3 protein-coding genes are annotated in these 14,768 nt (G+C 46.8%); all 3 read left to right on the top strand.

Annotation, left to right across the window (positions count from 1 at the left end):
- Window positions 1–14: 14 nt before the first annotated feature.
- Genes M0696_RS03765 through M0696_RS03775 form a run of 3 tightly spaced genes read left to right on the top strand, consistent with a single transcriptional unit; the run spans window position 15 to window position 14,768 of the window.
- Window positions 15–2,684, top strand: coding sequence for a non-ribosomal peptide synthetase (locus M0696_RS03765; protein WP_248602512.1), 2,670 nt, complete (start codon window positions 15–17; stop codon window positions 2,682–2,684).
- Window positions 2,677–7,197: a type I polyketide synthase gene (locus tag M0696_RS03770; protein WP_248602513.1), complete on the top strand. Its 4,521-nt coding sequence runs from the start codon at window positions 2,677–2,679 to the stop codon at window positions 7,195–7,197. Before M0696_RS03765 ends, M0696_RS03770 begins: the two co-directional genes overlap by 8 nt.
- 17 nt (window positions 7,198–7,214) lie before the next feature.
- Entirely contained in the window at window positions 7,215–14,768 is a 7,554-nt protein-coding gene (locus M0696_RS03775) for a type I polyketide synthase (RefSeq protein ID WP_248602514.1), read from the top strand.

The following is a 14,768-nucleotide window of genomic DNA, read 5'->3' on the forward strand; positions in this document are numbered from 1 at the left end:
ATAGGTGAATAACAATGAACCAAACCGATGTCTTTCAATTGAAAACCGCAGCTCTTGAAAAAGTGAAGGAGCGGCAATATTGGACTTCTCTATTATCTCAAATCCCGTCGGACTGCCGTTTTCCTTATGATTCACAGCTTCTTGATCAAAACGATGAAGAAGCTTCAATAACTTTTTCATTCCCGGCTCAGCTGGAAAAGGCCATCTTAAAGGCATCCGGAGCTTCAGATTTGCGTATGTTTATCATTTTTATGACTGCGGCAGTCACATTGCTGCACAGGTACAGCGGAAGGACGAATATCATGGCGTCGGCCCCTGTGTTAAGACAGCGGGGAACACAGCCGGTGATCAATGATCTTCTTCCGCTGCTGGTGAAAATCAATTCTTCTATGAGTTTCAGAGACTGTCTAGAGCATGTGAAACAAGCTTTTCAAGAAGTGTATGCCCATCAAAATTATCCTGTGAAAATACTATTGGACGAGCTTCATCCTTTGCATAAAAAAGGGGAGCCCCGCTTCGGCATTTCCCTTGCTGTGAATGATCTTCAGCAGCCGTCGTCTTTGAAAGCGCTGGACACGAATATGCTTATTTCCATTCAGCGTGATGAAGGGACATTGACTGGAAAGTTGAGCTGGAATTTGAAACATTACACATTCGATACTGCTGAACGGATAGCCGGCCATTTTTGCATGCTGGCGGACCGGGCTTTGTCGGCGCCTGAGACTCTGGTCTCTGAGCTGCAGTTACTTTCTCATGAGGAGAGAGAAAGAATCATTACGACATTTAATCACACAAATCAGCCTTATCCGAAAGAAAAATCGATTGTCGATCTCTTCAAAGAACAGGCAGTTCTCAAACCTAATCAGCCTGCAATCGTGTATGAAGATGTCAGCTTCACATACGGTGAGGCTGATGAATTGTCGAACAGGGTTGCTGCTTTTTTGATAAAAGAAGGTGTTCGTCATGAGGAGCCTGTGGGGCTGATGGTTCATCGCTCGGCAGAAATGGTTATTGGCATATTAGGCATATTGAAAGCAGGATGTCCTTATTTGCCGATAGATGTAAATATGCCGTCCGAACGGATGGATTATATGCTGAAAAACAGCGGTTCGCGGTTTGTGATCACGAACGAGGATCATGACATTTCTGCTGAGAATCAAAAAAGCTTATTTATAGAGGAAATGATGAAATTTGAAGGGGCGGCGGAGCATGGGCTTCTGCCGTTTCCTGAAAATCTCGCTTATGTGCTGTATACATCAGGGACAACGGGAAAACCGAAAGGCGTGATGGTGGAGCATCGTCAAGTCGTCAATTTAGTATATGGCATAGACAGCCTTCATTTTCAGCCATTTTCACAAGAGCATCTCCGCATCGGCATGCTTGCTTCACATATTTTTGACGCATCCGTGCAAACGATATTTCCGGCAGTGCTTCTTGGACACACCTTATATATTGCACCGGATCATGCAAGGATGGATGGAAAGCAGCTGTGGTCTTTTTATGAGGAGAACCGCATTCATATTTCAGATGCGACACCCTCTCATTTGCGCCTAATGATCAAAGCCGCTGAGAAAGAGCCGCATCACGTTGACAAATTGAAGTTAATAATGGCTGGCGGCGAAATTCTGCCGCCCCAATTGGTTCAGCAATATTTACAAACGTTTCGGGCTAATAAGCCGATAATGACAAATAATTACGGTCCGACGGAATGTACTGTACAGTCAGCGGCTTTTACCATACCAGAGTCTTGGAATGAAGCCGTCGTACCGATCGGCAGGCCGATGCCGAATGAACAGATTTATATTTTGGATCATTGCGGACAGCCTGTGCCCATTGGCGTATACGGAGAACTGTGCATTGCCGGAGACGGGGTGGCAAGAGGATATATCTGTCAGCCAGAGCTGACGGCAGAAAAATTTACAGAACCGCAGCATATTCCTGCCGGCAAGCTTTATCATACCGGCGACTTGGCGAGATGGCGTTCTGACGGCTTAATCGAATTTTTTGGCAGGTATGATGATCAAGTAAAAATAAGAGGATTCAGAGTAGAGCTTGATGAGATTAGAAAAGCCTTGCTTGATTACCGGGAGTCGGGACAAATCATTCATGACGCGGTGATTATTCCAGTTCAAAAGGAATCAGATGATCAGTTTCTTGTGGCGTATCTCATTTCCGATCAAAAACTGAAAACTCGAAAAATGAGAGGGCTTTTAGCAGAAAAGCTGCCGGGTTATATGATTCCGAGACGATTCATTCGCGTGGACTCATTTCCAATGAACCTGTCAGGAAAGCTTGATCTCAAGGCGCTCCCAGATCCTATGGAAGAGCCTGAATCTAACGAGCAGGTCATAAAACCGCACAATGAAACTGAGAAAAAACTGGTTTCCATTTTTGCTGCCATTTTGAATATACCTGGATCTGATATCAGCATGGAAGATAACTTTTTTGATATCGGCGGAAACTCATTTCACATCGTAGAATTATCGAACAAATTGAAAGAGCAGTTTGGACAAGAGCTGTCTGTTGTTCAGCTGTTTCAATATACATCCGTATCGGCAATAGCAGCCCAGCTCAGCCGGCAGACGGAGTCTGAGGGTTCTCAGGCAAATGCTGAGAGTGTTGAAGAGGCAGCGGAAGATTTAGAAAATGTCGCACAACTGTTAGGCGGGATTTCTGATGAGTAAAACAACAGGCTTAGAAATAGCGGTTATCGGAATGGCTTGCCGTTTCCCCGGTGCCAAAAATATTGAAGAGTTTTGGGAGAATATCAAAACGGGCACGGAATCCATTACATTTTTCTCAAAAGAAGAGCTTATGGAAGCCGGTGTGCCTAAAGAACAGCTCGATCATAAGCATTATGTCAGGGCCAAAGGAAAAGTAGACCGGCATGACCACTTTGACGCAGCGTTTTTCGGCTACTCACAGCGCGAAGCTGAGGTAATGGACCCGCAAGTGCGCATGTTTCATGAAGTCGCGTGGGAATCCCTTGAAAACGCCGGCTACAATCCCGAAACCTATTCACAGCCTATCGGCTTATTCGGCGCTGCGTCTGCGAATTTGTACTGGCAGGCAAGTTCAATGCTGCTGAGAAGCAGCAGTTCTTCTGAGCAGTTTGCTGCTGTTCAGTTGACGGACAAGGATTTTATGAATACACAAATTTCTTACAAATTGAATTTGAAAGGGCCGAGTATCGCAGTGGATACAGCCTGTTCATCTTCTCTGACCGCTGTGCATCTCGCATCCAGAGCTTTGCTTACCGGCGACTGCAAAATGGCGCTCGCCGGAGGAGTAACGGTGACTTGTCCCCATAAAAAGGGCTATATGTATCAAGAAGGGATGATTATGTCGCCGGACGGCCGCTGCCGCGCATTTGATGCGGAAGCAAAAGGGACAGTCGGGGGAGAAGGCTGCGGTATTGTAGTGCTGAAAACTTTAAAGCAGGCGCTGAAGGATCAAGATCATATTTACGCTGTCATTAAAGGATCAGCATATAACAATGACGGCAGCCGTAAAGTCGGTTACACCGCGCCAAGTATCGAAGGGCAGGCAGATGTCATTAGAAAAGCACTGAACATCAGCCGTATAGAGTCCGAAAGTATTTCTTATGTTGAAGCGCATGGCACGGGCACCTCGTTAGGAGATCCAGTTGAAATAGAGGCACTTAAACAAGCGTTTCAAACAGAAAAGAAGCAATTCTGCGCGATCGGCTCTGTTAAAACAAATATCGGTCATTTGGATTCCGCCGCGGGAATTGCGGGGTTTATTAAAACGGCGCTGAGTCTCAAAGCGAGAACCCTGCCGCCAAGCCTTCATTACAAAAAGCCCAATCCTAAAATTGATTTTGAAAACAGTCCTTTTTATGTCAGCACATCAGCAAAACAATGGACAGCATCTGACCGGATGTTTCGAGCGGGCGTCAGTTCCTTTGGGATCGGCGGCACGAATGTTCATGTTGTCATGGAGGAGCCTCCGATGAAGGAAAGACGTCATCAAGAGGATCATGAAGACTGCCTTATGCTTATTTCTGCCCGATCTGAAAAAGCTGCAATGAAGGCCGCGGATCAGGTCAAGCAATTTATAAAAGAGAATGAAGAGGTACCGCTCCAAGACGTTTCATATACACTGCAAGAGGGCCGCAGGCATTTTCAGTATCGTCAGGCATTTACGGCGGGTCCTTTAGGGATTACAAGCGATATGGAAAATTCCTCAATAGCGCTGGAGAAGCCGGCAGTTGTCTTTATGTTTTCCGGGCAAGGCTCTCAATACGTCAATATGGGGAAACAACTGTATGAAATGGAGCCCGTATTCCAGGAGGAGCTGGAGCGCTGTTTTACCATTCTGAAAGCTGAGGAAGGACTCAATATTAGAAGCATCATGTTTCCGGCTAATGAAGCAGAAAGCAAAGAAGCCGAACAGCTTATCCATGAAACTTCATATACGCAGCCTATTTTATTTTCTTTTGAATATGCGCTGGCGTCCTTCTTGAGCAAAAAAGGTTTAAGACCGCAATACATGATTGGCCACAGCATAGGGGAATTAACGGCAGCATGTCTGTCAGGCATTTGTTCATTGGAAGACGTGCTTCATATGGTTGCGATGAGAGGCCAGTTGATGCAGGAAATGCCGGAGGGAGAAATGTTGAGCGTCAGACTGTCTAGGAGAGAGACAGAAATGGAATTGACAGAGGGGGTTGAGCTGTCGGCTTCAAACAGCTCTGATTTATCGGTTGTATCAGGCCTTATGGAGCCAATCAATGCTTTTGCCGCGAGCCTTCAGTCAAAAGGAGTGGCAATTCAGCACTTAAAAACGTCCCATGCGTTTCATTCAAGCATGATGAAGCCGGCGGTATCTCGTTTTGCTGATATTCTGCAAGATATGGAATTCCAAGTACCTGGCCTTCCGTTTATTTCAAATGTGACAGGCGATTGGATACAAGCAGAGCAGGCCACAGATCCGAAATACTGGGCTTCGCAAATCATGGAAAAGGTTGATTTTCATTCAGGGCTGAACACACTTTTACAAATGGACAATGTTGTATTTGTTGAGATCGGACCAGGGAATACGTTGACGCAGTTTGTGAGAAAACATGAGGGTTTTATGACGGAGCAACATGCTGCGGTAAACATGATCAGGCATCCAAAGGAAGTATCGTCTGATCGTGTCTATCTGTTAAACCGCATCGGCAGGCTTTGGACGCATGGTGTAAACATGAACTGGGAGCACTTTCGCCAGGGGGGCTCATACGAAAGGGTCCCGCTTCCGACTTATCCTTTTGAGCATCAAGTATTTCCCGATCCGCAAACATCTCAGGGCGGGATGGAAGAAAAGATCAAAAACGAATTGAAATTAAACGTTGCTTCAAGTGAAAAACAGCTTCCTTTTGATAAGTGGTTTTCCGTTCCGTTCTGGGAACGAATGGAACCAGTCAATGAGACATTCACTCATCAAGGAAAGAGGATACTTGTCTTTGAAGAAAACAGTGATGTCAGCCAATATCTCCTAAAACAGCAAGCGGAAGCCGTGTCTGTCCAGCCGGGTGATCACTTTACGGAAAAAGACAGAAACACGTTTACGGTAAACCATCGTGATACGGCCCACTTTCGGAAGCTGCTGGATGAACTGAATGCAAGGGGGTTTATCCCCGATGAAATCATCTGGATGTGGCTGCAAGACTGTGATTGTCGTGATGGAGATATTGCAGAGCACACAATAGCCGGTTATCTTCCTCTCCTTGATCTTGTCCGTTTACTTGGAACAGAGAGCAACAAAAGATTCAGCATGACCGTAGTGACCAATCAAGCTCACGATGTGACGGGAATGGAGGATCTTCAGCCTCATCAGGCTGCGCTGACCGGAGTCTGTTTGACCATTCCGCAAGAGTATAAGCAGATCAGCTGTAAAGCTGTTGATCTTTGTCTGGACCACGGTCAATCAAGCTGGCCTGAAATGATTTCTTATGAACTTAAAAAAGAGGATGATCAGCCTATTGTGGCTTATCGGGGAAACAGCAGATGGATTCGGCAGGCGAAGCAGCCGGGCAAGCAAGATGAGATTGATATGGCCGGCAATCTCAGGCATAAAGGAGTTTATATCATTACAGGCGGCCTTGGCGGGATCGGATTATCTCTTGCATCTCATTTAGCTGAAACAGTTCAAGCAAAGATTGTGCTGCTAAGCCGGACAGGACTGCCCGATAAACTGAGAGCAAATGACGATACTGCCAAAAAACTCAAAGCTGTGGAAGAACTCGAGAAGGCTGGAGCTGAGGTGCTGGTATTACAGGCGGATATTTCAGACGAAACAGAGCTTCAAAAAGCCTTGCAAACGGCAGAATCTCGTTTCGGACAAGCCATTCATGGCGTTATTCATGCAGCGGGCATTCCTGATGGCAAAGTGATTCACGCAAGGACACCAGACGATGAGAGGCATATGGCTAAGGCCAAAATAACAGGAACCGCTCTGTTAAGAAAAGCGCTTAGAAACAAACAGCCGGACTTCTTCTTCATTTGTTCCTCTCTAGTTTCTTTTTTAGGAGCGGGGGGCCAAGTCGGCTACGCTGCATCAAACGCATTCTTGGACAGTTATGCTCATGCATGCCGAAAAGAAGGTGAAAACATGGTGACGGTTAACTGGGACCGTTGGGAACAAGTAGGGATGGCATATGAATCAGAAACGGCAGCCATTCTTTCGAAGATAGCGGACAAAGAGGAGCAACACCAAGGAATCCTGCCGGCTCAAGGAGCGAAAGCGTTTATGAGAGCTTTGCAGCTGCGCTACCCGCAAGTCCTGATTTCGCTGCAGGATGTAAACAAACGAATGAAAGACAGCTATGTGAAAGAGGATAGACAAATCGCAGCGCATGTGCTGACAAAAGACCGCTTGGACACACTTGAAGAAAGGTTAATGAATATTTTCAAAGATTATTTTCATTCTGAGACAGATGTAAATATGAATTTCTTTGAATTAGGAGCCTCTTCACTTGATCTGCTTCAGGTGAGCGGGAGAATCAAAAAAGAGCTTGGCGTGGATATCCCGGTTGTGATGATGTATGCCCACCCGACGGTTGCAGCATTAACCCAAGCCGTCAAAGCACAGCAAAGCGGTGATGACTTACACATAAAAGGAATAGAGCCAGATCGCCAAAAAGCCATAAATGAAGGGAAAAACCGGCGAAAACAGCGAATGAGACGAAAATAGATGGGAGGCTGATTTCCATGGCTGACGAGAAACAATGGACAGAAACAGGACTGGAAATAGCGGTAGTCGGTATGGCGGGCAAGTTTCCAGGCGCGGCAAATATTGATGAGTATTGGAGCAACATTTCAAAAGGAATAGAATCTGTCACTCAATTTACCGATGAAGAATTAAAAGACGCCGGGGTAGATGAGACGCTGCTTCGTCAAGAGGCATATGTAAAAGCAAAACCGATCATCGATGAGGTTTCTGACTTCGACGCGGAGTTTTTCGGCTATTCACCGAGAGAAGCTGCCTTGATGGATCCGCAAATCAGACTCATGCATGAATGTACCTGGGAAGCGCTTGAGCATGCGGGCTGTGACGCTGAACGATTTAACGGGCTGATCGGGCTGTATGCTGGTGCTTCCAGCAATTTGTCCTGGATGGGCCGTCATATGTCTTCTCTTCATAAGAATGAAGACGCTTTTCAAATCATGCATTTAAATGATTCGTCGTTTGCGTCACGAATCGCTTATAAACTTAATTTGAAAGGGCCGAGTGTATCAGTTCAAACCGCTTGCTCGACTTCTCTTGTCGCGATACATATGGCGTGTCAGGGCTTGATTGGAGGAGAATGTGACCTTGCATTAGCCGGAGGTGTTACCCTGAGCCTGCCGCATATATCTGGGTACCTTTATCAGGAAGGAATGATCTATTCAGCAGATGGTCATTGCCGCCCATTTGACGAAAAGGCGAACGGAACCATTTTTGGTGAAGGAGCCGGAGTGGTGGCGTTAAAGCGATTGAAAGACGCACAAGCTGAGGGTGATGTGATTTATGCGGTCATCAAGGGCTCTGCAATTAATAATGATGGAAACAATAAGGCTGGGTATACGGCTCCAAGTGCTGAAGGCCAGGCGAATGTCATTGCCACAGCTATGGAGATGGCGGAAACGGAACCGGAAAGCATTGGTTATGTTGAGGCCCACGGGACAGGAACGCCTGTCGGAGATCCGATTGAAATTGAGGCGCTGACCCGTGCTTTCAATACAGATAAAAAAGCATATTGCCGAATTGGTTCTGTCAAAGCGAATATCGGGCACCTGGACGCCGCCTCCGGGGTAGCGGGATTTATAAAAACCGTTATGATGCTCCATCATAAAATGCTGCCGCCCGCTTTTCACTATCAAAAATCGAACCCGCGCATTAAGTTTGAGAACACGCCGTTTTTTGTCAATACAGAGCTGACTGAATGGGAATCTCTGCAAGGGCCGAGAAGAGCCGGCGTGAGCGCCTTTGGAATCGGCGGTGCTAATGCTCACGTTGTCCTTGAAGAGCCTCCATCTCTTACTGACGAAATGCCAGCCGGCGGTCCTGAGCTCGTTGTTCTTTCTGCGAGAACAAGACAGGAGCTTACCCGTTCAATGGATCAATTGGCTGATTTTCTTCGCCGGAACCCGGAAGCGCCGCTGCCAGCCATAGCCCGTACGTTACAGCTTGGCAGAAAGCAATTCCAGTACAGAATCTCCTTTGTTGCTTCACATCGGAAGGATCTTCTTGATCAGCTTTCTGAACATCGGCATAAAAAACAAATCACCGAATCGGCGGTTGTTCCAAGCAGCACCATGTTTGTATTTGCGGGAGACGTTCAAGAGGGCTTTGGCCGATATGCGCAGCTGTACCGCACGGAAAACCTGTTCAAAAAAGAAGTCGATGCTTGCCTTGAAAAGGTGCAAAATGCTTTTCAGCAGGATGTACTCAGCTTCTTTAAAGCATGTATTTCTGCTCCAGAAACGTACCAGGAAGAGGAAAATCTAGGATTGGTCCATGCGTTGTCGTTCATCATGGAATACGCCGCAGTCCGTTTCTTACAGCACATCGGCATAACACCAGACCGCTTTATCGGGCGGGGATTCGGGGAGTTTACGGCGGCATGTGCGGCAGGGATGTTTTCCTTTGAAGAAGGGGCCGCAGCCGCATATAAACGCGGAGAGTTAATCAACATGTCTCCGGCAGGTAAAATGCTCGGTGTCAGCCTGTCAGAACCGGATATCGTTCAATACTTAGAAAAATCATTGTCCCTTGCGCTGATTGATGAGTGGTATTGTGCTGTCTCCGGTTTGCCAGAGGATGTGTATCGGCTGAAGGCGCGGCTTGAACAAGAAGGGATAGCTGCTGAGTTACTTGATGGGGATATTGCGTATCAATCGGATCTGCTGGTCGACGCTGCGGAAGAATTCATGCACTTCCTTGGCACGCTGGACATGAAGTCACCAGACATTCCAGTCGTTTCATCTGTCACTGGAAAAGTGATAACAGATGACGAAGCAGCGGATGCCAGTTATTGGGCCGGCCAAATCTGCAAGCCGATACGGTTTTTTGAACACATCTCGTCTTGTTTGCGGGAGGAACCTGCTGTTTGCATAGACCTGCGTTTGACTCAGGGGGCCTCAGTGTTTACAGAGCGTCAATCAATTGGCATGACAGGTGATCTCGGCACACAAGGACACACAGACGTTTTAAAGTTACATATATACGGAGCGTTGTGGAGTCTCGGGTCTGGGGTTGATTTCAGCGTCCTGCATGAACCTCAGCATAATAAAAGGTTAGCTCTGCCGACTTACCCTTTTACAAAGCAGCATTTCCCGTTGCCTGACGGCTTAGCACTGGCTGAACTTGAAGAAGATGAGCCTCGCAAGCCGGCAGAACCGTACCGTGCAATGCCGTTATCTGCTATTGAAAAGACAATCAGAGAAATTGTCATAAAGCATTTTGGATTCAAAGAGCTTAACGATGATGCGCCGTTTTTTGAGCTGGGGGCTACGTCGCTTGATATCTCTCAATTAGCGGCAAAATTAACAGATCATCTGAAATGGAAGGTGGAACCAGTTCTGCTTTATCAATTTGCCGCAGTTCGCAGCCTGGCGAAGCATCTTCATCAACAGGTTCAAACGAAGGCCGGGCAGCCAGAAATGACGCAGCATCAAAAGGTGTCGCAAAGCCGTCCGAACGGTCAGGGATCTGATATCGCGATTATCGGTATGGCAGGGCGTTTTCCGGGAGCCGGCAATTTGGATGAGTTTTGGAATAATCTCGTAAACGGCAAAGAATCTATCAGCTTCTTTACGGATGAAGAATTAAAAGCGTCAGGCATTGATGATCAGCTCTTGCAGCACCCCGATTATGTAAAAGCGAAGGGGATCATCGAGGACTCTGATATGTTTGATGCGGATTTTTTCCAATATTCCTCTAGAGAAGCAGAATTGATGGATCCGCAATTCAGGCTTTTACATGAATGTGCCTGGGAGGCCTTAGAAGATGCGGGCTGCAACCCTGAGCGGACAACAGGGAAAATCGGCGTCTACACTGGGACAAGTCCGAACCTCGAATGGATTACACGTTTCGCAGGGAAACTGGATGGGACTGAACAGTTTAGCTCCATGCTGCTAAATGACAGAGAATTTTTTAGTACCCAGCTTGCTTATAAATTAAACCTGCATGGGCCGAGCATCACAATGCAAACAGCCTGCTCCACTTCTTTAGTCAATATTGGAGCGGCATGTCAAGCACTGCAGAACGGAGCATGTGACGCGGCGCTTGCGGGAGGCGTAACTGTCAGCACCCCTTTGCGGTCAGGCTATGTTTATCAGGATGGCATGATTCAATCACCTGATGGGCATTGCCGTCCTTTTGATGAGGATGCAGGCGGTACAGTTTTTGGCGATGGCGCGGGGATTGTCGTTTTAAAAAGATATGAGGACGCCGTTAAAGAAGGGCACACCATTTATGCGGTCATAAAAGGGATCGGAATGAATAATGACGGAAGCCGAAAAGTCGGTTTTACCGCCCCGAGCGTAGAAGGCCAGGCCGAAGTGTTAAAGAATGCATACGAGAATGCAGGGATTGACCCGAACACAGTAGGGTATATCGAAGCTCACGGAACCGGTACAAAAATGGGTGATCCAATCGAAATGGAAGCCCTGAGCCAGGTTTTTAAAAGTGACAGGCCAATGTCAATTCCAATCGGGTCAGTGAAAAGCAATGTCGGACATTTAAACAGCGCTGCTGGGATTGCCGGACTCTTTAAGGCCGTTTTATCGCTAAAACATAAAACAATTTTGCCAAGCTTGAACTACACGACACCTAATCCGCATATTCATTTTGACCGGACGCCATTTTATGTAAATACCGAGACGGCATACTGGAAGGAATCCGCTGATCCAAGGCGGGCGGGTGTCAGCTCCTTTGGAATTGGCGGCACAAATGCGCACATTGTACTGGAAGAAGAGCCGGAGTCAGGCAGAGAAGCTTCCGAGAGCCAGCGGCATTTGCTAGTTCTGTCAGCAAAAACAGACACAGCATTGGAGCAGATGACAAATCGATTGAAGGAATTTCTTCGAACGCATCCAAACGTTCCGTTAGAGGATGTGGCATACACCCTGCAAGTTGGCAGAAAACAATTTTCATACCGAAAAGCGGTCGTGCTGTCAAAATCAACGGAATGGGAAAGCGGTGCAGAGCTCACAGCCTATCAAAGACACAGCAGGCGCCCGGCTGCCTTTATGTTCTCCGGGCAAGGCTCTCAGTATATTGATATGATGAAAGATTTATATGAAGCTGAACCTGTATTTCAGAAAGAAGCGGACCGCTGTTTTGCTTTCGCACAGAAGTCACATCAAATTGATTTGAAGGCGATCGTCTTCCCAGATTCAAATGATGGGGCGAAGCTGACGGAGACCGCTGTTGTGCAGCCGCTGCTATTCATCTTTGAATACGCGCTCGCAAAGCTGCTGCAAAGTGCAGGCATCTCACCGGATTATATGATTGGACACAGCATTGGTGAATACACTGCTGCATGCCTGTCCGGCGTGTTCGCATTAGACACGGCTTTAACGCTCGTAATGGAGCGGGGAAGGCTGATGCAGCAGCTGGAATCTGGAGCAATGATGAGTGTTCAGCTATCAGAGGAAGAGCTGCAGCCTCTGCTTACGAACAGTCTGTCACTTGCGGCTGTCAATGCTCATGACTTATGCGTAGTATCCGGAAAAAACGAAGACATTGAGACGTTTGCGGTTCTCCTTGAAGAAAAGGGCGTTGCCGGCCGCCAGCTGCATACTTCTCACGCTTTTCATTCTTATATGATGGAACCCATTCTTGAGGAATTTGCCGCGATTGTAAAGCAACAGGATATGAACACCCCTCGGATTCCATTTGTTTCGAATGTAACGGGAACATGGATAACTCCGGAACAAGCAGCAGACCCGGCTTATTGGTCTCAGCACTTAAGAGGCACAGTCCGCTTCCATGAAGGATTAGAACAGATTTTGAGTGACGATAACGTTCTGTTAATAGAAGTCGGACCGGGCAGCACATTAAGCACATTTGCCAGAAGGCACAAGAAGAGATCTAGCCAGCATGACATCGTCAATCTCGTCAGACATGTTCAAGAACCAGCGCATGATCATTCCTACTTCTTAAAGAAATTAGGCCAGCTTTGGGTCTGCGGATGTGAAATTGACTGGAGGCAGTATGGCGGTGATAAGCCTAAGCGTCTGATATCGCTTCCGCCTTATCCTTTTGAGAGAAAACGCTATTGGATAGAAGCCGCTGACAATGCGGCTGCTTTCACCGCAGTTGATGAATGGAATAAAAAGAAACCGATGGATCAATGGTTCTATTTGCCGTCATGGGATAGAAAGATCAAGTCCGCTGACAGCCGAAAGAAAGAGCAGCCAGCTGAAAGCGGAAAAACACTGGTTTTCCATGAAGGAACAGCCTTTGGAGATCGGCTGGTGCAATCGATACGCCGCCAAGGATATGAGACCGTAATTGTCACGAGAGACCGGCAATTCAAAAAAATAAACAGCGGATTGTATGTCATCAATCCAGCTGATGGGACACATTATGAGCGTTTATTTTCTTCACTTGCTTCAGACGGGCTACTTCCAAACTGTATGATGCATCTGTGGAGCGTTTCGGAGCAAGGGGAATCCTTCAAAACTTTCAGCACATACAGTGAAAACGGCTATTACAGTTTGATTTTTACTGCACAGGCGGCATCTATTCAAAAACAAATGAACGAATGTAACATGTTTGTGCTGACAAGCGGGATTCATGAGGTGACTGGAGAAGAACAAATCAATGCTGAAAAATCGACGATTTTGGGGCCGTTGAAAGTCATCCCGCAGGAATATAACCATTTGAAATGCTGGAACATCGACATTCCTCCTTTACCGGATACATTGACATGGAAAGAAGAGGAGTTGATTGACCAAATTCTGACGGAAACTGATACTGCGGGTGAAGATCAAATTATTGCATACCGAAACCGCCGCCGATGGGTGCAGATGTATCAGCCTGTTCAGTTAAATAAAGCGACCGGCTTGCCGAATATGATCCGCCCGAAAGGTGTTTATCTTATTACGGGAGGGCTTGGCGGAATCGGATTTGTGTTATCAAAGCTGCTTGCACAAGAAGGAAACGTCCGTCTAATTCTGACAGGAAGAAGTGAACTTCCGCAGCGCAGCCAGTGGGAAAGCTGGTGCGAGAAACATGAGGAAGATGATCCGATTACCGCGAAAATCCTGAAAATAAAAGAATTGGAACGGTTAGGTGCAAAGGTGACAGCTCTTCAGGCAGATGCGGGAAGCCTGTCGGATATGCAGGCTGTTATGAGAAAGGTTCATACTGAGTTTGGCCAGCTGAACGGCGTCTTTCACGCTGCAGGGCTTCCGGGAAGTTCGTCTTTCAGGGCGATAACAGATATACCTGCAACGATTGAAGGCGGAGAAGACCAGTTCCAGTCTAAAGTTAGAGGATTGAAAGTGCTTGAATCTCTATTAGAAAACGAAACTATAGATTTTTGTTTCTTATTTTCATCGATTAGTGCTTTGCTTGGAGGTCTCGGTTTCTCAGCTTACTCTGCAGCGAATATTTATATGGATGCTTTTGCGGCGAGGGTGAATCAGCGCAGCAAGACTCCTTGGGTTTGCGTGAACTGGGATGCATGGAACTTCTGGGGCCAGCTTGAATCTACTATCGGAGAATCTATTGCTGAACTTGCCATTTTGCCTGAAGAAGGAGCAGCTCTTTTTCAATATGTGCTGTCAGATATCAACAATCGCCATTTATTAGTTTCAACAGGTGATTTGGGATACAGAATGAAGCAATGGATATCCATGAATGCCGATAGCATAGCGAAAGAGGAGAAAAAGACGGGCGCCTTACACACCCGACCTGAATTGAATAATCCATATGTCGCTCCCCGCAACAAAACAGAACAGGTCATATGCGGCATTTGGCAAGATTTCATGGGTCTGGAGCAAGTCGGCATACATGATAACTTTTTTGATTTGGGAGCCAGCTCTTTAGACATTGTACAAGTGACAAACCGTTTAAATAAAGAATTGGGAACCAACGAGGCTGTGGTGACTTTATTCACATACCCGTCTGTAGCTGCTTTAGCGCAATTTATCGGTCCTGATCAAGAGGAAAGTGAAGAGGAGAAAGAAGAAATGGCAGCTGTATCCAAGGGACGAAGAAAAACGCGGATACGCAATCAGCGAGATAAAAGATTGAGAGGCGGCGAATAG

The sequence above is a fragment of the Bacillus rugosus genome, from assembly GCF_023238245.1.
Classification (GTDB): Bacteria; Bacillota; Bacilli; order Bacillales; family Bacillaceae; genus Bacillus; species Bacillus rugosus.

Excerpts from the sequence above, each read along its gene's own strand:
- M0696_RS03765 (WP_248602512.1), top strand. The coding sequence starts at position 15 with ATGAACCAAACCGATGTCTTTCAATTGAAAACCGCAGCTCTTGAAAAA.
- M0696_RS03770 (WP_248602513.1), top strand. The coding sequence starts at position 2,677 with ATGAGTAAAACAACAGGCTTAGAAATAGCGGTTATCGGAATGGCTTGC.
- M0696_RS03775 (WP_248602514.1), top strand. The coding sequence starts at position 7,215 with ATGGCTGACGAGAAACAATGGACAGAAACAGGACTGGAAATAGCGGTA.